This window comes from Microbacterium sp. C5A9 (genome assembly GCF_022627955.1).
GTDB lineage: Bacteria > Actinomycetota > Actinomycetes > Actinomycetales > Microbacteriaceae > Microbacterium.
The window spans coordinates 617821-637928 of the sequence record NZ_JABXGD010000001.1; the positions used below are offsets into that span (position 1 = coordinate 617821).

16 protein-coding genes and 1 riboswitch are annotated in these 20108 nt (G+C 70.1%); of the genes, 8 read left to right on the plus strand and 8 right to left on the minus strand.

Features of this window, described 5'->3' with window-relative positions; genetic code table 11:
* Positions 1–79: 79 nt before the first annotated feature.
* Positions 80–487 (minus strand): RidA family protein, encoded by a 408-nt coding sequence (locus HWD99_RS02780; RefSeq protein WP_241794710.1) that lies wholly within the window; start codon positions 485–487, stop codon positions 80–82.
* A 25-nt stretch (positions 488–512) separates the two neighbouring features.
* Between HWD99_RS02780 and HWD99_RS02785 the strand changes: the two genes are divergently transcribed.
* The 5 genes from HWD99_RS02785 to nagB all read left to right on the plus strand — a co-directional run bounded on the left by HWD99_RS02785 (position 513) and on the right by nagB (position 8020).
* Positions 513–1733: an alanine racemase gene (locus tag HWD99_RS02785; protein WP_241794711.1), complete on the plus strand. Its 1221-nt coding sequence runs from the start codon at positions 513–515 to the stop codon at positions 1731–1733.
* Positions 1724–4975 carry a family 20 glycosylhydrolase gene (locus tag HWD99_RS02790; RefSeq protein WP_241794712.1) on the plus strand — a complete coding sequence of 1084 codons (3252 nt, stop codon included), beginning with the start codon at positions 1724–1726 and terminating at the stop codon, positions 4973–4975. The genes HWD99_RS02785 and HWD99_RS02790 overlap by 10 nt, the downstream gene beginning before the upstream one ends.
* Positions 4976–5054: 79 nt before the next feature.
* On the plus strand, positions 5055–6242 hold the full coding sequence (locus HWD99_RS02795) for an ROK family transcriptional regulator (RefSeq protein ID WP_241794713.1): 1188 nt from the start codon (positions 5055–5057) through the stop codon (positions 6240–6242).
* Between the two features lie 40 nt (positions 6243–6282).
* Positions 6283–7248 carry an ROK family protein gene (locus tag HWD99_RS02800; protein WP_241794714.1) on the plus strand — a complete coding sequence of 322 codons (966 nt, stop codon included), beginning with the start codon at positions 6283–6285 and terminating at the stop codon, positions 7246–7248.
* Positions 7241–8020, plus strand: a complete 780-nt coding sequence (gene nagB / locus HWD99_RS02805) for a glucosamine-6-phosphate deaminase (protein WP_241794715.1) — start codon at positions 7241–7243, stop codon at positions 8018–8020. The genes HWD99_RS02800 and nagB overlap by 8 nt, the downstream gene beginning before the upstream one ends.
* A 14-nt stretch (positions 8021–8034) precedes the next feature.
* On the opposite strand, the gene HWD99_RS02810 is transcribed toward nagB, so the two are convergent.
* From HWD99_RS02810 to HWD99_RS02835, 6 genes are all read right to left on the minus strand, one after another.
* Positions 8035–8442 (minus strand): NUDIX domain-containing protein, encoded by a 408-nt coding sequence (locus HWD99_RS02810; protein ID WP_241794716.1) that lies wholly within the window; start codon positions 8440–8442, stop codon positions 8035–8037.
* Complete coding sequence (locus tag HWD99_RS02815; protein WP_241794718.1) at positions 8435–9799, minus strand: FAD-binding oxidoreductase; 1365 nt, start codon at positions 9797–9799, stop codon at positions 8435–8437. The genes HWD99_RS02810 and HWD99_RS02815 overlap by 8 nt, the downstream gene beginning before the upstream one ends.
* Positions 9796–10167, minus strand: coding sequence for a YrdB family protein (locus HWD99_RS02820; RefSeq protein ID WP_241794719.1), 372 nt, complete (start codon positions 10165–10167; stop codon positions 9796–9798). Before HWD99_RS02820 ends, HWD99_RS02815 begins: the two co-directional genes overlap by 4 nt.
* Positions 10168–10196: 29 nt before the next feature.
* Positions 10197–12461: a sigma-70 family RNA polymerase sigma factor gene (locus tag HWD99_RS02825; RefSeq protein WP_241794721.1), complete on the minus strand. Its 2265-nt coding sequence runs from the start codon at positions 12459–12461 to the stop codon at positions 10197–10199.
* Positions 12462–12934: 473 nt separating this feature from the next.
* Entirely contained in the window at positions 12935–14101 is a 1167-nt protein-coding gene (gene nagA / locus HWD99_RS02830) for an N-acetylglucosamine-6-phosphate deacetylase (protein ID WP_241794723.1), read from the minus strand.
* Positions 14098–15621 (minus strand): family 20 glycosylhydrolase, encoded by a 1524-nt coding sequence (locus tag HWD99_RS02835; protein ID WP_241794724.1) that lies wholly within the window; start codon positions 15619–15621, stop codon positions 14098–14100. The genes nagA and HWD99_RS02835 overlap by 4 nt, the downstream gene beginning before the upstream one ends.
* A 54-nt stretch (positions 15622–15675) precedes the next feature.
* Positions 15676–15760: riboswitch (ZMP/ZTP riboswitch) on the plus strand.
* Between the two features lie 36 nt (positions 15761–15796).
* On the opposite strand from HWD99_RS02835, the gene glyA reads away from it, so the two are divergent.
* Together glyA and HWD99_RS02845 are read left to right on the plus strand one after the other, a co-directional pair.
* Positions 15797–17071 (plus strand): serine hydroxymethyltransferase, encoded by a 1275-nt coding sequence (gene glyA / locus HWD99_RS02840; protein WP_241794726.1) that lies wholly within the window; start codon positions 15797–15799, stop codon positions 17069–17071.
* Positions 17068–17946, plus strand: coding sequence for a bifunctional methylenetetrahydrofolate dehydrogenase/methenyltetrahydrofolate cyclohydrolase (locus tag HWD99_RS02845; protein ID WP_241794728.1), 879 nt, complete (start codon positions 17068–17070; stop codon positions 17944–17946). Before glyA ends, HWD99_RS02845 begins: the two co-directional genes overlap by 4 nt.
* A 108-nt stretch (positions 17947–18054) precedes the next feature.
* Here the strand turns inward: HWD99_RS02845 and HWD99_RS02850 are convergent, their stop codons facing one another.
* Positions 18055–18600 carry a hypothetical protein gene (locus HWD99_RS02850; protein ID WP_241794729.1) on the minus strand — a complete coding sequence of 182 codons (546 nt, stop codon included), beginning with the start codon at positions 18598–18600 and terminating at the stop codon, positions 18055–18057.
* 161 nt (positions 18601–18761) lie between these two features.
* On the opposite strand from HWD99_RS02850, the gene HWD99_RS02855 reads away from it, so the two are divergent.
* Entirely contained in the window at positions 18762–20105 is a 1344-nt protein-coding gene (locus tag HWD99_RS02855) for an anaerobic C4-dicarboxylate transporter (protein WP_241794730.1), read from the plus strand.
* The last annotated feature ends 3 nt before the right edge of the window (positions 20106–20108 follow it).

Consider the following 20108-nt stretch of genomic DNA (forward strand, 5'->3'; position numbering starts at 1 on the left):
CTGTATATCGCTAATGGTACGGGATCGGATGTAACGGGGAGGCAACGGTCGTGATATAGCGCGCGAGGGCGCCGTGCTGTCAGTCGGAGACGACGGCGATCCCGTCGATCTCGACGAGCATCTCCTCGCGGGGCAGGCCCGTGAACACGGTGGTGCGCGACGGCAGGACGCCGCTGCTCGTGTGCGCGGTGACGAAGGCGCCGTATGCCTCGTTCATGAGCGCGAAGTCCTCACGCTTCGTGAGGTACACGCGCAGCATCACGACGTCGTCGAACGTCGCACCCGAGGCCTCGACGATCGCCTTGACGTTCTCGAGCGTCCGGGTCGTCTGCTCGGCCACGTCACCCGGGAAGAGGTACTCGTTCGTCCGCGGGTCGACAGGGCCCTGCCCCGAGACCTGCACGAACGGGCCCTTGCGCACGCCCTGCGAGAACGTGTGGGCGGGGGCGGGGGCGGCGTCGGTCGAAACGCGGATCTTCGCAGTCATACCGACAGCCTAGTAGCCTTGTTAGATGCCTCTACAAATTCCGGATCCCGTCCTCGGCACCTGGGCGAAGGGCTTCTCGGCGAGAGCCGCCGGTCTCCGCCTCTCGGAGGTCGCCGCAGCGGGGCTGCACCTGTCGGACATGTCGACCCCCGTGCTCACGGTGCACCAGGGCGCGCTCGACCACAACGAGGCGACGGTCTTCTCCTGGGCGGCGGAGCAGGGTGTCCTGCTCGCTCCTCACGGCAAGACGACCATGGCGCCCGCGCTGTGGCAGCGTCTTCTCGACGCCGGCGCCTGGGGTATCTCGGTCGCCACTCCCTGGCAGGCCGACGTCGCGGTCGAGGCGGGCGTCACCACCGTCCTGATCGCGAACGGGCTCACCGACGTCGCTGCCGCGCGGAGGCTCGGTGCGCTGCTCGCCGCCGATCCGCAGCTGCGCATCCTCTGCTGGGCCGACTCGGTCGCCACCGTCGGCATCCTGGCGGAGGCGCAGCTCGATCCGACGCACCCGCTCGACGTGCTCGTCGAACTCGGCGGTATCGGCGGACGCACCGGCGCGCGCACGGTCGAGGAGGGGGAGCGGATCGCGCGGGCGATCGCCGCGGCACCCGGCCTCCGCCTCGCCGGTGTCACGGGATACGAGGGGCCGTTCGGGCCCGACCGCAGCGACGCGTCGGTCGCCGCCGTCGACGCGTATCTGGCGACTCTCGTCGAGCTCCACTCGCGGCTCGTCTACCCGGACGGCATCCGACCGGTGGTGAGCGCCGGCGGCAGCTCGTTCCCCGACCGCGCGGCCGCCGTGCTCTCTCCTCTCGCCGCCGGCGGTGCCGACGTCGTGCTGAGATCGGGAGCGTTCCAGATCCACGACGACGGCTTCTACTCGCGCATGTCTCCGTTCGGCCCGATCGCAGGCACGCAGCCGCTCCGCTCCGCCATGCACGCGTGGGCGCGGGTCGTGTCGCAGCCCGAGCCGGGGCTCGCGCTCCTCGACGCCGGGCGCCGTGACGTGCCCTTCGACCTCGACCTGCCGGTTCCCCAGTCCGTCGACGGCGAGATCACGGCGCTCAACGACCAGCACGCGTTCCTGAACACGGCGGACGGAGTCGAGGTGCATCCCGGCGACGTCGTGCGCCTCGGCCTGTCGCACCCGTGCACCGCATTCGACAAGTGGCGGGTCGTCGCGATCATCGACGATCCCGATGCCGCCGATCCCCGCGTGATCGGAGCCGTGGCCACATGCTTCTGAGCACCGAGAAGCCCGTTCGCGTCTATCGACGGGCGACCGTCGTCGACGGCACCGGTGCCGAGCGCTTCGAGGCCGACGTGGCTGTCGAGGGAGATCGTGTCGTCGCAGTGACCCGGCAGGGCGATGCCACGGATGCGGTGCTCCCCGACAGCGCGATCGAGGTCGACGCCGCCGGGCTCGTGCTCGCACCCGGCTTCATCGACATGCACGCCCACAGCGACCTCGCGGTGCTGCACGGCGCCGAGCACGACGCGAAGATCCGCCAGGGCGTCACGACCGAGGTGCTCGGTCAGGACGGCCTCGGCTACGCACCGCTCGACGACACCGCGGCAGCGGTGATCCCGCTGCAGATCGCGGGGTGGAATGGCATGCCGGCAGAGGTGCCCTGGCGCACGATGGACGATCTGCTGACGGCGATCGACGCGGCGACCGCCGCCAACGCCGCGGTCCTCGTGCCCCAGGGAAACCTGCGGATGATGGTGATCGGGCACGAGAATCGCGCGGCGACGCCGGGAGAGATCGCCGCGATGGCCGCCCTCCTCGGCGACGCGCTGGATGCGGGGGCGTTCGGCATGTCCAGCGGTCTCACCTACACGCCCGGGATGTACGCCGACACCGCCGAACTCGAGGCGCTGTGCCGGGTCGTGGCCGAGCGTGGGGGCTACTGGGCTCCGCACACGCGCAGCTACGGCGGTGCCGCGCTCGACGCGTACCGCGAGGCGGTCGACATCGGTCGGCGCACCGGATGCCCCGTGCACCTGACCCACGCGACCATGAACTTCGCGCCGAACCGAGGTCGTGCCGCGGAGCTCCTCGATCTCGTCGATCAGGCACTCGCCGACGGCGTGGACGTCACACTCGACACGTACCCCTATCTGCCCGGAGCGACGACGCTGGCCGCGCTGCTGCCCAGCCGCCTCTCCGAGAGCGGCGACCTGCTCGGCACGATCGCCGCCCTCGATGAGGGGCAGCGCGAGGTCGTCCGGATCGAGCTGGAGGACATCGGCTGCGACGGCTTCCACGGTGAACCCGCCGACTGGGAGGCGATCCAGATCGCGGGCACCGGCGATCCGGCCCTCGCCGACCTGGTCGGACGAACGGTGGCCGAGATCGCGGGATCGTCCGGGCGCCGTGCCGTGGACGTCGTGCTCGACACGATCGTCGCCGACGCCGGTGCGACGAGCATCCTGATGCACATCGGAGACGAGCAGAACGTCCGAGCGATCATGCGCCACCCGCGGCACTGCGGCGGGAGCGACGGGATCCTGATCGGGGCCCGCCCGCATCCGCGCGGTCGAGGCACGTTCCCGCGCTATCTCGGCACGTACGTGCGCGAGCTCGGCATCCTCACCCTCGAAGAGGCGGTGCGGCACCTCTCGGGTACCCCCGCGGCACGCCTCGGGCTGGACCGCGGTGATGCGCCGCGCGGTGTGATCCGCCCGGGGGCGACGGCCGACCTCGTGCTGTTCGACCCCGCGACGGTCGATGCCGGCGCCACCTTCGAGCACCCCCATGAACCGCCGATCGGCATCGTCGAGGTGCTCGTGGGCGGTGTGCCCGTCGTCGTCGACGGCGCCGTCACCGGGGCTGCACCCGGACGAGCGCTCCGGATGCCTCCACCGCCGCACCGGGCCACGGTGCCCGCCGTCGAGTCGACGATCGACTCCGGCGCCGAGCCGTTCGCCTGGACGGAGCGCACGCCGATCGTCGCCTCCGCGGATCTCGCGGCCTCCGCCTCTCGTCTGCGCGGGGAGGAGGGGGCTGCCGAGGGTCCGCCGATCCTGCTGCGCGTCGACCCCGCGATCGGGCTCGAGCCGTTCGCGCGCGACCGCGTGACCGATGAGGCGTTCCGGATCACCGTGACGGCTCAGGGCGTCGACATCGTCGGAGCGACCCCCGCCGGTGTGTTCCGCGGGGCGACCGTGCTCCGCCAGTTCCGTGCGCCCGGAGACGCACGCCGCCGCATCCCTGCGGGCACGTGGCAGGGTGCTCCTGCCTTCGCGTGGCGCGGAGTGATGCTGGACGTCGCGAGGCACTTCCGTCCGGCCGACGATGTGCGTCGCCTGATCGATCTGCTCGCCGACCACCACCTCAGCGTGCTGCACCTGCATCTCACCGATGACCAGGGCTGGCGCTTCGCCGTGCCCGGATATCCGCGACTCACCGAGGTCGGCGCCCGTCGCGAGGCGACGCAGCGGGGACACGGGCCTGCCGCGACCGTCGAACCGGGCGTGCACGAGGGGCACTACACCGACGCCGAGATCCGTGATCTCGTCGCATACGCCGCCGAGCGGTTCGTGACCGTGGTTCCCGAGGTCGAGCTGCCGGGGCACATCCAGGCGGCGCTCGCGGCCTACCCCGAGCTCGGGAACGTCGACGCCGGTGAGCCGATCACGGCGCCCTGGGAGCGATTCGGCGTGAACCCGCGCACGCTCGCCCCCACAGACGCGGCTCTCGCCTTCGGCAGGGCGGCGATCGACGCGCTCTGCGAGCTCTTCGACTCCCCGTGGATCGGGATCGGGGGCGACGAGGTGCCCGTCACCGAGTGGGACCGGAGCGACGCGGCGCAGGAGCGGATGCGTGAGCTCGGCCTGGCCACGGCACACGACGTCCAGCCGTGGTTCACGGCCTGCTTCGTCGAGCATGTGCGCGCCCGCGGGCGCTCGGCGCTCGCGTGGGACGAGGTGCTGGAGGGCGACGTCCCCGAGGGGGTGAGCGTCCTCGCGTGGCGGGGCCCCGTCGCGATGCGGGAGGCGCTGGATCGGGGGATCCCCGTGATCGCGTGCCCCGACCTCGAGGTCTACCTCGACTATCCGCAGTCCGACTCCGTCGAGGAGCCGATCAGGGTGGGGCCTCCGCTGTCTCTGGAGACCGCCTACGGCCTGCAGATCGACGACCGCGCTGAGGGGGGACAGTCGAACGTCTGGACAGAGCATCTGCCGACCAGGGACCGGGTGGACTTCGCGATGTTCCCCCGGCTCGCGGCCATCGCCGAACGGCTGTGGGACGGGGGAGCGCCGCGGGAGTTCGAGGGCTTCGCGCGTCGTCTGCCGGTGCACCTGCGGCGGCTGGCGGAAGCAGGGGTGCGGTATCGTCCCCTGAGCGGTCCGATGCCCGACCAGCGGCGTCCGGGAGTGCCGGGGAAGCCCCTCACCCGTGCGGCGCGGGAGGAGATCGTCGCGGGTCTCGTCGCCCGTCTGATCGACCGGTCCGCGTCGGTACCAGGTTCACCCATCCACTGATGTAACGTTTCGGTAACCCTCCCGGCGCGGCGCCGGGCTGGGGTTGCACAATTTTTGTTCGTAAGGTCTACTAACAAACATGTCCGTATCGGATGAACAGCGCCCAACGACGACGCCGGAGTACGCCGGTACGAGTGCTCACGCCTTCGGCCCCGGTCGTCATCTGCGCTCGCGCTCGAAAGTGCTCCCGGAGCACGCGCGAGGGCACAACAGGGCGCTCGTCCTGCAGACCCTGTACCACTCGGGCGCCATGAGCCGGGCCGACCTCTCGCGCGAGACCGGTCTGACCCGGGTCACGATCTCGGACCTCGTCGCGGAGTTCATCGCCGACGGCATCGTGGTCGAGATGGGCGTGCGCGAGACCGTGGGCCCAGGCAAGCCGCCGATCCTCATCGACATCGACCGCATCGGCCACCAGATCATCGGAATCGACCTGTCCGGCCCGCACGCGTTCGTGGGGGCGCTGCTCAGCCTCGACGGCGATGTGATCGAGCGTCGCGAGGTGCCGCGGCCCGACAGCGCCGACGGTGACGCCACGTACGCGGCGACCCTCTCTCTCGCGCGGGCGCTCGTGGCGACCGCGACGCAGCCGATCCTCGGAGTCGGCATCGGGACACCCGGTGTGGTGCGGCCAGACGGCGTCGTCCTGAGCTCGCCGAACCTCGGCTGGAGCAACCTGCCGCTGGAGGCGAAGCTCGGAGTCGACCTCGACCTGCCGGTGCTGGTCCGCAACGACGCCAACGCGGCCGTGCTCGCCGAGTACACGTTCGGCGAGGCCAAGGCCGACTTCATGCTCATCCGCATCGGCCGCGGCGTCGGCGCCGGGCTCATCACCGGCAGCCAGCCGCTGCTGGGCAGCCGCTTCGCTGCGGGCGAGATCGGCCACGTCACGGTCGGCACAGACGGCGGACCACGCTGCGCATGCGGCAAGGACGGCTGTCTCGAGGCCTGGCTGAGCGAGACGCGTCTGCGGCCCGCCATCGAGGCGACGCCGGAATCGCGCGACGAGATCCTTCGCGATGCGGGCACCCGGATGGCCATCGCCGTCGCCCCGATCGTCGCGGCCCTCGATCTGTCGGAGGTCGTGCTGTCGGGTCCTGCCGATCTGCTCGACGGCGTGCTCATCGACGCAGCCGTCCACACCCTGCATGCGCGCACGCTCGAGGGCGTGTTCGAGGACGCGCTCATCCGTCGCACCTCGCAGGCCGACATCGTGCTGCGGGGGACCGCGGTGATGGTGCTCTCCGGACAGCTGGGTGTCTCATGACCCGCGCGCACGCCCCGAACGGCTGCCAGGACGCCGTCCGATGACGCACGACAGCATCGCCGACCTCGCCGGTCGGCCCATTCGCGTGGGCCTCGACGTCGGCGGAACGAAGATCGACGCCGTCGCGGTCGGCTCCGACGGCGAGATCATCGCGCGGGTCCGTCGCCCCACCGGCTGGGGTGACGACGCCGTGGTCTCGAGCATCGTCGAGGTGGTGAGAGAGCTCGCCGTCGACGGCGGATTCGCATCGTCGGACGTCGGCACCGTCGGTGTGGGCATCCCCGGGGTCGTCGACTCCGACGCCGGGCGGGTGCTGCACGCGGTCAACCTCGGTGTCGAGTCGCTCGACCTCGCCGACCGTGTGTCTACGCTTCTCGGTGTCCCCGTGCGGGTCGAGAACGACGTCAAGGCGGCCGCGCTCGGCGCCGCCGCCCTGCGAGGCGTGAGCGGGTCGATGGCGTACCTCAACCTCGGCACCGGCGTCGCCGCGGGCATCGTCGTCGACGGGGAGATCTGGCGCGGATCGCGCGGGACGGCGGGAGAGGTCGGTCACCTCTCGGTCGACCCGAACGGTCGTCTGTGCGGATGCGGCCAGCGCGGCTGCATCGAGACCTTCTGCGGAGGCGGGGCGCTCGCCCGAGCCTGGAACCGGCCGGGCTCGCTGCCCGTGCGCGACATCCTCGACGCCGCCGAGTCCGGCGACGAGCGGGCGACGGCGCTGCGCGCCGACCTGTTCCACGGCGGTGCGGCCGCCGTGCGGGCTCTCGTGCTCTCGGCGGATGTCGAGCGCGTGATCATCGGCGGAGGGCTGACCGCGCTCGGCGACCGGCTCTACGACGGCATCCGCGCCTCTCTGCACGCCGGGGCGGCGGCCTCGGCCTTCATGCGCTCGCTGCACCTCGACGAACGGATCGAGCTGCTTCCCGCCGGTTCCCCCGCGGCCGCCTTCGGCGCCGCGGTGGTCGGCGCCACCACCCCTTCGAAGGAGACAGTGTCCCATGGCTGAAGTCGTCATCGTCGAGAACGCCGCCGCGGCAGGCGAGCTGGTCGCGGCAGAGATCGTCGAGCTCATCGACCGTCGTGCCGACGCCGTGCTCGGTCTCGCCACGGGTTCCACCCCGCTGCCGGTCTACCAGGCGCTGCGCACGCGGCTCGCGGGCCGTGACGTGTCGCAGGTGCGGGGCTTCGCGCTCGACGAGTACGTCGGGCTCGACCCCGCGCACGCCGAGAGCTACCGCTCGGTCATCACCCGCGATGTGGTGGAGCCGCTCGGGCTCGACCCTCGGCGCATCCATGTGCCCAACGGCGCGGCGGAGACGATCCAGCACGCCGGCGACGACTACGAGACGGCGATCGAGGTGGCGGGCGGGGTCGACCTGCAGATCCTCGGCATCGGAACCGACGGCCACATCGGCTTCAACGAACCCGGCTCATCCTTCGCGTCGCGCACGCGGGTGAAGACGCTCACCGAGCAGACCCGCGAGGACAACGCGCGCTTCTTCGACTCGATCGACGATGTGCCGCGGCACTGCATCACCCAGGGCCTCGGCACGATCCTGCGCGCGCGACACCTCGTCCTGCTCGCGTTCGGTGAGGGCAAGGCGCAGGCGGTCGCCGATGCCGTCGAGGGGCCTCTCGCGGCCATCCTCCCGGGGTCGGCGATCCAGCTCCACCCGCACGCGACGGTCGTGGTCGATGAGGCCGCGGCATCGCGGCTGAAGCTCGCCGACTACTACCGGTACACCTTCGCGAACAAGCCCGCCTGGCAGGGCATCTGAGCCTTCGAGGCTGATCAGGGTCTGGTCGCCGGCCACGCCAGCGGCAGAAGGTGCTCGACACTGAGCGGTGCCAGCGGCAGCGTCTCGGCATCGGACGGGGTGATCCAGCGGAGTTCGGCGAGCTCGGCCTGAGCCACCGGCTCCGCCGCTCCGATCGTGACGACGAAGGCGTCGGCGACGACCCGATGACCGGGTTCGTTCGCCGCGGCGGAGACGAACGTGCCGAGCGGTTCGAGGTCGGCGGGGCCGAGCTCGAGCCCGAGCTCCTCGTGCAGCTCTCGGGTGAGCGTCTCGGCCGGCGTCTCGCCGGCCTCGGGCTTGCCTCCCGGCTGCATGAAGCGCGTCGTGCCGTGCTTGCGTACGACGAGCACCCGCCGATCCGCATCGAGGATGATCGCTGCGCTCACGTGGATGTCAGGCATCGGCGGTGAAGACCTTCCCGGGGTTGAGGATGCCGAGCGGGTCGAACGCCCGGGTGATCTGCCGTTGCAGCTCCCACTGGTCCTGGCCGATCTCGTCGGCCAGCCAGCGACTCTTGAGCGTTCCGATGCCGTGCTCGCCGGTCAGCGTGCCGCCGAGGGCGATCGCCGCCCGGAACAGCTCGTCTGCGGCCTCCCAGACGATGGCGGGGGTCTCGTCACCCTCGAAGATGAAGTTCGGGTGCAGATTGCCGTCTCCGGCGTGCGCCACGGACGGGATCGTGAGAGAGAACTTCTTCTCGATCCGGGCGATCTCGTCGAACATCGCGGGCATGGCGCTGCGGGGCACGGAGACGTCCTCGATGAGGGTCGTTCCCAGCGCCGCCATGGCCGGATGCATGGAGCGGCGGATGGCGAGCATCCGCTCGCCCTCCTCGCGGTCGTGCGAGACCTGGGTGGCTCCGTGGTGCGCGGTCAGGATCTCGGCGATCGCGGCGGCCTCCGGGATCGCGGCGGGACCGTCGGTCTGGATGGTCAGCTGGGCGCTGCCCGCGGCGGGAGCGGGCAGCGTGAGGAGCGCGGAGACGGCTGCGAGGCTCGCGGCATCCATGAGCTCCATGATCGCCGGCTGGATTCCCGAGGCGGTGACCGCGGATGCGGCGGACGCGGCTGATCGGACATCGGGGAACGTCGCCGTCACCGTGCAGGTGTCGCCGTCGATCAGGCGCCGCAGCTTGAGGGTGGCGGACACGACCACGCCCAGGGTGCCCTCCGAGCCGATCACGAGCGACGTGAGGTCGAGGCCGGTGACTCCCTTGACGCTGCGGTGCCCGAGATGCAGCAGCCGTCCGTCGGAGAGCACCAGATCGAGGCCCAGCACCGCGTCTCGGACCACGCCGTACTTGGCGCAGAGGAGCCCGCCCGCACCGGTGGCGATGTTGCCGCCGACGGTCGAGATCGCTCGGCTGGCAGGATCGGGTGCCCACCACAGACCGTGCTCGGCGAGGGCGGCGTTGAGGTCGGCGTTGATGATCCCGGGCTCGACGACCGCCAGCAGATCATCGGCCCGGATCTCGTGGATCGCCGTCATGCGGAGCAGGGAGAGGACGATCTCGCCGGCTCCGCCGTTCGCTGCACCGGCGAGGCCCGTGCCCGCGCCGCGAATCACGACGGGTGTTCGCGTCCGGGTCGCGATGCGCATGACGGCCTGCACATGCTCGACGGACTCGGCGTGCACGATCGCCAGAGGACGGCCGGGTGCGGCATGGCCGGACTGATCGGCGCGCGCGCTCTCGAGTGCCGAGGGATCGGTGTCGACGAGGACACCGAGCTCTGATCTCAGCAGATCGAGGGTGCTCATTCGATGCGACGGCGTCCGCTCACGACGCCCGCGCCGACCGCCACCACGGCGAAGGCGATGCCGATGAGGGGCTGGTCCATGAGCCACCAGGCGATCGTGACGCCGACGTAGATGAGCAGCTCGACCGCCGCTCGCAGGAACGGATGCAGACGCAGTACCGGGCGCGGCGACAGGAAGAGCGCCCACACGAGGATCACGACGACGGGGGCGCCGATTCCGAGGATGACGTTCCACGGCAGAGGCCAGGTGGCGAAGCCCCACAGTGCGAGCGTGCCGACGGCGATCACCAGGACGATCGAGCGGACGATGTCGAGGGCGGTGAAGGTCGGCCGATCGACGCCGGGAACAGAGGCGGGATCCTGGTGCATGGATCCAGTCTATTCGCCGTGCGGAGTGCTCAGAGCGGGGCCGCGGCGGCGTCGACGAGCTCGGCCGTACCGTCTTCGACGGGAGGCTGGGTCTCTTCGACGGGAGGCTGGGTCTCTTCGACGGGAGGCTGCGTCTCTTCGACGGGAGGCTGCGTCTCTTCGACGGGAGGCTGCGTCTCTTCGACGGGAGGCTGCGTCTCCTCGACGGGAGGCTGGGTCTCCTCGACCGGGGGAGCGGGCTCGTCGACCGGCGGCTCCTCGGGGGCAGCGGGAGCGTCTTCGCATCCCCCGAAGACCGTCGTGAGGCTGCTGAGCGAGAAGGCAGGGCCGATCTCCCCCTCGAGCGGAGCGCCGTTCTCGTCCAGTCCGGTGTACTGGAACTGCACCGAGGCGTCATTGAGCAGCTGGGTGAAGGTGGGACGCAGGTTGATGACGCCGTTGCCGGCTGCGTCGAGAGTCGTGCCGGTCGTGCCCGCGGTGCTGCCGTCGAGAAGCGCCCGCACATCCCAGTCGGCGGCACCCTGGACCGTGATCCAGTAGTGGGTGATGGGGAAGAGCTTTCCGTCCTCCCACGTGCAGGTGACGAGGCTGGACACGACGGCGGGAGAGCCGTCGGGCACGACGATGGGATCGACCGGGTCGACGGGGTCCACGGGATCGACGGGGTCGACAGGGTCCACCGGGTCGACGGGATCCACAGGGTCGACGGGATCCACAGGGTCGACGGGATCGACGGGGTCCACCGGGTCGACAGGATCCACGGGGTCCACCGGGTCGACAGGATCCACGGGGTCCACCGGGTCGACAGGATCGACGGGAGGGTCAACGGGAGGATCGACCGGGTCCACGGGATCCACCGGAGGGTCAACAGGATCCACGGGAGGGTCGACGGGATCGACGGGAGGGTCGACGGGATCGACGGGAGGGTCGACCTCGGGAGCCGGCGTCGACGGCGGAGCCGGCTGAGCGGGCTGCACGGCCGACGGCGGCGCGATGAGTTCCGGAGCTGCGTCCTCCGCGGGATCGCTGATCACCGGTTCCTCGGCGGGCGGCGTGACCGGCTCGGGAGCGGAATCGGAGTCGTCGTCGACGGCGTCGGGCTTCTGCTCCTCCGCCTTCATCGACTCGTCGGGGCCGACGTCCGCGCTGATCGATGAGGAGTCGGTGTCGCCGGCGCTGGGCAGAGATGCCGCGGGCGATGCACCGGCGAGACCGGGGATGATGGTGGCGGCGGCGACCACTCCCGCCACGACGAGAGCTGCCGTCCCGGCGCCGACGAGCGCTCCCATTCCGCTGAGGATGCCTCCTCCGGTCGTCGCGGCGGAGCCTCCCGTGCCGCCGGCGCCCGCAGCACCGCCGGCTCCGGAGCCGCCCGAGCCGCCGGTCGATCCGGCCGCGCCAGTGCTCACACCGGCGGAGCCGCCGCCCACGACAACGGCGCCGTGCGTGACGGTGGAGGGCATGGCGGCGAGCGCGACGATCGGTGTGCCCCCGCCCTGCAGGGTGGCGAGGTAGCCCGCCGATCCGGTCACGCCGAGGACGAGAGGGAGGAGGACGAGCGCCAGCCGCTTCGAGATGTCCTTCGCCTCGGCCGCCACGATCATGCATCGTGCGCACACTTCGAGGTGCTGCTCGAGTCGCTTGTGGTCGCGGGTGCCGAGGTTGCCCCGCGAGTAGGCGCCGAGGTGCTCGATCGTCCACTGGCAGTCCGACCCGGGGGCGGCGCTGCGCAGATGCGCCTGGATCCACGCCTCGCGCAGGCCCTCACGGGCTCGGAAGGCGAGCTGCGAGACCGCGCCGGCCTTCATGCCGAGCAGCGGTGCAGCCTCCTGCGGCTTCATCTGCTCGATCTCGGTGTACCAGAGCACCTCCTGCCAGCGGGAGGGAAGACTGCGGAAGGCCTGGGCGGTGAGGCTGCGGTCGAGGGCTTCATTCGCCGCCTGCTCGGTGCTGTCGGGATCGACGACCGTGTCGAGTTCGTCGATGGCCGACTCGCGACGGGAGCGCCCCCAGGCGGCGGCGGTGTTGCGGATGCTGGTGAAGAGGTAGGCGCGGAAGGACCCATTGGGACCGCCGCCCTTGATGATCGCCTGGTAGATGCGGGTGTAGGACTCCTGGACCAGATCGTCGGGATCGATCGACGACGTGATCGATCGCGCGACCGACATGCCCGACGGGTAGTGGCGTCGCCACAGTTCACCGAAGGCCGTGGCGTCACCCGAGCGGGTGCGCAGCACCAGCTCGGTGTCAGCGATCGATTCGTCGTACGGTGTGTTGTCGTGATCCACAGTCATCCGTCTTTCATGGAGAGCGGAAGTGCCTCCACAGTAAGAGACGCGTGATTCGTTCTTTCATCACGCGTCTTCTCCATTCTCTCTCCGATCTTTCCTGCACGCCACCCCACGAGAGAGATCTCCTGCATCAGAACTCGATTTAAGAATCCCAGATCAGCAGCATTATCCAGAGTTCACCGAAGAAATCTCGAAGATTTTCTGAGAAGTCGCGTAATGAATCGGGGTCGTCTTCGTCTCATCACATAGAGACAGCCACGAGCTCCACCGGGGGGCGGAGCTCAGGTGCTCATGCAGGGGGCATGAGCGCAGGCACGGCGGGTCGGGAGCCTCGGGGGAGGAGTTCTCGACTCGCCGCTCTGAGTGGGGGGGGGATTCGTGAAGGGGCCGCCGATCTGGGGAACGGCGGCCCCTCACTCACGAAGAAGAAGGCACCGGAGAGCGCAGGGTTGCGCGTCGATGCGCGCAGAGTGAGGCTAGGCCCGACCGCCCGTCCATGCGTGCACGACGCGCAACTGTGCATCCCACAGCACCGCATCGCCCAGATGGCCGGGGGAGAGACGGCCGAGCCGATCGCCGACGCCGACCGCGTGCGCGGGCGTCTCGGTCGCGGCCCGCACGGCTTCGGTCAGCGGCACACCGGCTGCCACCGTCCGGCGGATGGCCTCGTCCTGTGTGAGCGTCGAGCCTGCGATCGAGCCGGTGTCGTTCGCGCGGGCCACCCCGTCGCGGACCGTCACCTTCACGGCGCCGAGGTCGTAGTCGCCGTCGGCACTTCCCGCGGCGGCCATCGCGTCGGTGATCAGGGCGACGCGCCCCGGCGCGGCATCGAACAGCAGCTTGACGACGTGAGGATCGAGGTGCACGTCGTCGGCGATGGCCTCCAGCACGACCCGGCGATCGGCGGCGGCGGCGAGGACCGGGCCGGGCGCGCGGTGATGGATGCCGGGCATCGCGTTGAAGGCGTGTGTGAGGATCGACGCGCCCGCGTCGAATGCCGCGATGGCCGTGGACGCATCGGCGTCGGTGTGCCCGACCGCTGCGGCGGCCCCTGCCTCGGTGATCAGCCGGATCGCGTCGATCCCGCCGGGGAGCTCCGGTGCGATCGTCACCTGGCGGATCGTGCCGCGGCCCGCCGCGAGCAGCCGCGAGACGTCATCGGCGACGGGTTCGCGCAGTAGGCCGGGTGAGTGCGCTCCGTGATGACCGGGATCGAGGAACGGACCCTCGAGGTGCGATCCGAGGATGTCGGCGTCGGTGGTCATCAGATCGGCGATCTCGGCCACTCGGCGCGAGAGATCGTCGAGGGGCGCGGTCACCAGGGACACGACCGCTCGGGTGGTCCCGTGCGCACGGTGCAGGGCTCTCGCGGCGCGGATGGCGTCGATGCCGTCGTCGAACGACGCTCCCGCGCCACCGTGTCCGTGGATGTCGATGAGGCCGGGGGTGAGTATCGCGCCCGCGCCCGCCGTGCTCCGGGCATCGACCTCCTCGTCGGCGCGAGACCAGGTCGCGCCGATGCCGCGATCGACGATCACGCCGTTCTCCACACGCACCCAGGCGTCGTGCGCGGTCTCGCCGCCGTCGATGATCGTCGCCGAGTGCACGAGGAGCGACCCTGACGGGGTGGATGTGACATTCATCGATCGGTCCATGGGATCTCCTCGGCGCGGTGGAAGTCGATCCGGGCAGTCTCCCAGAGCGGAGCGAGTGTCGCGAGCCGGGCGCGGAACGACTCCCAGGTCCGTTCGGGGGCGTCTCGGGGTGACCAGGCGATCTCCGCCTGGGCGGCGGCACGGGGGAACACCAGCTGCTCGACATCGCCGATCGTCCGGGTGGTCTCGCTCCACAGCGGGGCCTCGACGCCGATGATCGCCGCCTCCGGGACGTCGAGCACGGCGGTCGGCTCCCAGTCGTACGCACGTCTGACGTCGACGACGCCCGCCCAGGTGAGCCCGAGGGGGAAGTCGTCGGAGTACTTCATGTCGAGGTACGCGACGTCTGCCGGTGACATGATCAGCGCCCCGCCGCGTTCGACGAAGTGCGCCGCCTCCTCGGCGTGCGTGCCTTCGGGGGTCGTCTTGCCCCAGTACTGGCCGATGGTGCCTTCGGCGATGCCCGCGGCGGCGCCGACCTCGTGCCAGGCGATCGGGATCTTCCCCTGCTCGACCACGATCGCGGTGGCGCGTTCGACGAAGACGTCGAAGTCGGCCTGCGGTGTTCCGAGCGATTCGTCGCCGCCGATGTGGATGTACGGTCCCGGCGTGAGCTCGGCGATCTCGCGCACGACGTCGCGCACGAAACCGTAGGTGCGCTCGTCATGGATGCGCACGCTCGAGTGGCCGACGCCCCAGCCGAGATACGGCTCGCCCTGGACGGGCAGGGGCTGACCCAGGCGGGCGGATTCGGCGATCAGGCCGTCGTTGAGGACCGGAGCCTCCACGAGCTCGGGGTACGCGACGCCGATGGCATGCGTGTGTCCCGGCAGGTCGATCTCGGGGATCACGATCATGTGGCGGGCGGCCGCGTACTCGACGATGGTGCGGTACTCGGCCTTCGAGTAGAACCCGCCGGGGTCACCGCCTGCCGCGGTCTGCGACGCCGACGTGGTCAGCTTCGGCCAGGAGTCGATCTGGATGCGCCACCCTTGGTCGTCGGTGAGGTGCAGGTGCAGGTGATTGAACTTCAGCGCGCTGGTGGCGTCGATGAACTTCAGGACCTCGGCGACGGTGAAGAAGTGCCGAGTGACGTCGAGCATGACCCCGCGGCGTTCGAAGCGCGGGGCGTCGGAGATCTCGGAGTGGAGGAAGCCCCACCCCTCGTCGTCCTGGCGCAGCAGCTGCAGCAGGGTCCGGGTTCCGTAGAACAGTCCGGCCTCGTCACCGCCCACGATCTCGACCGATTCGCCGACCGTGAGCGTGTAGCCCTCCGGCCCCGCGGCGTCCGGATCGATCGTCAGCGAGATCACCGTGCCGGCGCTGTCGCCGTTCCGGTCGGAGCGGGAGAGTCGGATGCCGGTGCGCTCGGCGATCGCGGTGATCAGCTGCTCGACAGGGCGCGGGTCGCCGATGACCCGGACGGCCTCGCTGACCGGCATCCGGCCGTCGCCGACCCGGGCGGCGAGGGGGAGGGGAACGAGGGGCATGGAATGTGGAAGGACCATGAACAAAACCTATCGTGCGACGGCCGGAGAGCACAGAGGGGAATCCGCTATGCTCGTAACCGTCGCGACTGGCGTCTGGGTGGACTACCACCGGGGAGCGACTGACCACGGAATTCGACCGCGCGCCTGGGCCGATTGGTATACCCGTTCGAATCCGTAGTCAGAGGAGCATGTCATGACCGACCGTTACTTCAACGCCCCGCTCGCCGAGGTCGACCCCGAGATCGCTCAGGTCCTCGACCGTGAGCTGCAGCGTCAGCAGACGTTCCTCGAGATGATCGCGTCCGAGAACTTCGTCCCCGTCTCTGTGCTGCAGTCCCAGGGCTCGGTCCTGACGAACAAGTACGCCGAGGGCTACCCCGGCCGCCGCTACTACGGCGGCTGCGAAGAGGTCGACGTCGCGGAGGAGCTGGCCATCCAGCGCGCGAAGGACCTGTTCGGTGCGGAGTTCGCCAACGTCCAGCCCCACTCCGGCGCCTCGGCGAACGCCGCCGTGCTGCACGCGATCGCCCGCCCCGGCGACACGCTGCTCGGTCTCGCGCTCGATCAGGGCGGTCACCTCACCCACGGCATGAAGATCAACTTCTCGGGCCGTCTCTACGACATCGTCGCCTACGGCGTGAACCCCGAGACCTCGACCATCGACATGGACGAGGTGCGCCGCCTCGCGATCGAGCACAAGCCGAAGGTCATCATCGCCGGCTGGTCGGCCTACCCCCGCACGCTCGACTTCGCCGCGTTCCGCGCGATCGCCGACGAGGTCGGGGCGCTGCTCTGGGTCGACATGGCGCACTTCGCCGGCCTGGTGGCCGCCGGGCTGCACCCCAACCCGGTGCCGCATGCTCACGTCGTCTCGTCGACCGTGCACAAGACGATCGGCGGCCCCCGTTCGGGCTTCATCCTCACGAACGACGCCGACCTCGCGAAGAAGATCAACACGGCCGTGTTCCCGGGCCAGCAGGGCGGCCCCCTCATGCACGTGATCGCCGCCAAGGCGACCGCGTTCAAGCTCGCCGGCACCCCGGAGTTCAAGGAGCGCCAGGAGCGCGTCCTCCGCGGAGCATCCATCCTCGCCGAGCGCCTCTCGCAGCAGGATGTGAAGGACGCCGGCATCGGCGTGCGCTCCGGCGGCACCGATGTGCACCTGGTGCTCGTCGACCTGCGTGACGCCGAGATTGACGGCAAGCAGGCCGAAGACCTGCTGCACGACATCCACATCACGGTCAACCGCAACGCGGTGCCGAACGACCCGCGCCCGCCGATGGTCACCTCGGGCCTGCGTATCGGAACCCCGGCTCTCGCGACCCGCGGATTCGGCGACGCCGAGTTCACCGAGGTCGCCGACGTGATCGCGCTCGCCCTGCAGCCGGGTGCCGACGTGGAGGCGCTCCGCGCTCGCGTCGACGCGCTCGCCGCAGGCTTCCCGCTCTACCCGGACCTGCAGCAGTGACCGCGAAGATCCTCGACGGCAAGGCGGCGTCGGCCGCGATCAAGGCCGAGCTGACCGAGCGGGTCGCGGCGCTGAAGGAGAAGGGCATCGTCCCCGGCATCGCCACCGTGCTCGTCGGCGCCGACCCGGCATCCCAGCTCTACGTGGGGATGAAGCACCGTCAGTCCGAGGCGATCGGGATGAACTCGATCCAGCGTGAGCTCCCGGCGGACGCCACCCAGGCCGACGTCGAGGCGCTGATCGACGAGCTCAACGCCGACCCGGAGTGCCACGGTTACATCGTGCAGCTGCCGCTGCCGAAGCACATCGACACCGACGCGATCCTCGAGCGCATCGATCCGGCGAAGGATGCCGACGGTCTGCACCCGACCAACCTCGGCCGGCTCGTGCTCAACGTGAACAGCCCGATCCACACGCCGCTGCCGTGCACACCGCGCGGTGTGATCGAGCTGCTGCTGCGCAACGGCTACGACTTCGCGGGCAAGCACGTGGTGGTCGTGGGGCGCGGCGTGACCATCGGTCGCTCGATCGGTCTGCTGCTCACCCGTCGCGACCTCAACGCCACCGTCACGCTCACGCATACCGGCACGGTCGACATGCCGCGCTACCTGCGCGAGGCCGACGTGATCGTCGCGGCGGCAGGGGTCAAGCACCTCATCCGCGCCGAAGACGTCAAGCCGGGCGCTGCGGTGCTCGACGTCGGCGTGACCCGAGAGTCGCACCCCGAGACCGGCAAGAGCCTGGTCTTCGGCGACGTGCACCCGGACGTCGCCGAGGTCGCCGGCTGGGTGTCGCCGAATCCCGGTGGTGTCGGGCCGATGACCGTCGCCCTGCTCATGACCAACGTCGTCGAGGCGGCTGAACGCCTCGTCTGACCGTCCGCGCGGTCCCGATGTGCGCATCCGGCCCCGGTCCGCGGCCTTCTCCTGCTTATCCGTCCGCGGATCGGGGGCGAAGTCCGCAGGATCGGGGCCGTTTCGTCGTCAGCCCAGCTCGTCGAACATCCGTCGCTGCTCGGGGGTGAGGCCGTCGTCAGCGCGGTCGCGCGCGTCGGACGTGGCTGGGGGCTCGGCAGCGCTGCCCCTCGGGGTGCTCCCGCGCGAGACCCTCGACCGCACGGCGTCGTAGAGCTCGCCGGCCTTCGCCCGCAGCCTGTCATCGACCTGGTCGTATACCACCCAGCCGAGCAGCAGGAAGAGGGGCGGGAGCACGTAGCTCCAGAAGCCGGAGGCGCGGACGCCGCTCAGCCACACGACGGCCACCCAGATGATCAGCTCGACCAGATAGACGAGGACGTACTGCACGACCTTCTCACCGGTCTTCGTGCGGTCGGCCGCGGACTTCGCCGCCGCCCTGCGGAACGCACCGGTGAGCAGAGGCTTCACGAAGAGCGCCGCGAGGGTCAGGATGACCGCGGCCCAGAGCGCGTGGACGCCGACGGAGACGCCCGCCGAGAGCAGGCCGATGAGCAGCAGGACCACGACGTTGTACACGTAGAGCGCGGCGAACCGAACGATTCCGTTCTTCATGTGACCAGAATTCCACATTCTGGCGGCAGCGTCAGTCGGCGCCGTGCCTCGCCTGCGCTCGCGGGACGCATGCACGCCGCGGCATCCGTCGTCGAGAAGGGCCTGACAAGTGGGGGCCGCGCCAATATGCTGTCGGCAACATCCCTGCGAGAGGAACCCCCGTGGACATCGCGTTGTTCGTCATCCAGCTGCTCGTGGTCCTCGGATGCATCGTCATGGGAACCCGCTCGAGCGGTGTGGGTCTCGGGCTCTGGGGCGGCACGGGTGTCGCCGTCCTCGTGTTCGTCTTCGGCCTCGCACCCGGATCCCCGCCGGTGGATGCTCTTCTCATCGTGCTCTCGGTGGTGCTCGCCGCCTCCATGATGCAGTCGGCGGGCGGCATCGACTGGATGGTGTCGGTCGCCGCCAAGCTCATCGCTCGGAATCCGAAGCAGATCACCCTCGTCGCCCCTCTCGTGTCGTTCCTCTTCTCGGTGGGGGCGGGCACCTCCAACATCCTCTATCCGCTGCTGCCGGTCATCCAGGATCTGTCGTACCGCAACGGAATCCGACCGTCGCGCCCGCTCTCGCTCTCGGTCGTCGCGACCGGTGTCGCCCTCGCATGCAGCCCGGTGTCGGCGGCCATGGCGGCCATGGTGACCCTCACGGACACCGCGCCCTGGAACTTCGAGCTCATCGACATCCTCAAGGTGACGATCCCCGCCGCGATCGTCGGCATCGTGGTGTCGAGCTTCGTCGTGAACAGGCTCGGCAAGGACCTGGCCGACGATCCCGACGTGCAGGCCCGCATCGCCCGCGGCGAACTGGCCGCGCCTCGGGCGGATGCCGCCGAGATCAAGGCCGACGTCACCGTCACGACGGCCGGTCGCAATGCGGCGATCATCTTCCTGCTCGGGGTGGCCGCCATCGTCGTGTTCGGCCTGTTCAAGGGCATCCGCCCGCTCGACGCGTCGGGCGATCCGGTCGCGATGACGCCGATCATCGAGATCGTGATGTTCCTCGTCGGAACACTGATCCTGGTTGTCTCGAGGCCGAAGGTCGCGGGGATCCCGACGATGACGGTGTTCAAGGCCGGAATGGTGTCGGCGATCGCCCTGTTCGGGCTCGCGTGGCTCACCGACACGTTCCTCACCGCGCACACCGAGCTCATCTCGAGCACGGTCGGCAGCTGGGTGAGCGCCGCCCCGTGGATCTTCGCCCTCGGCGTCTTCCTCGTCTGCGTGCTGACGACGAGTCAGTCGACCGCGACCCGGACGATCGTCCCCATCGGCCTCGCGGCGGGGATACCGCTCGGTCTGCTCAGCGGCATGTGGGCGGGGGCGTTCGCCGGCATCTACCTGCTGCCGACCAACGGGTCGCAGATCGCGGCGGCGAACTTCGACACCTCAGGCACCACCAAGCTCGGTACGAAGCTGGTCGACCACTCGTTCTTCCTGCCGACGCTGATCCTCGCCGCGACCACGATCGCCTTCGGTGCGCTCTTCGGAGTGATCTGGGGCGGGTGAGCG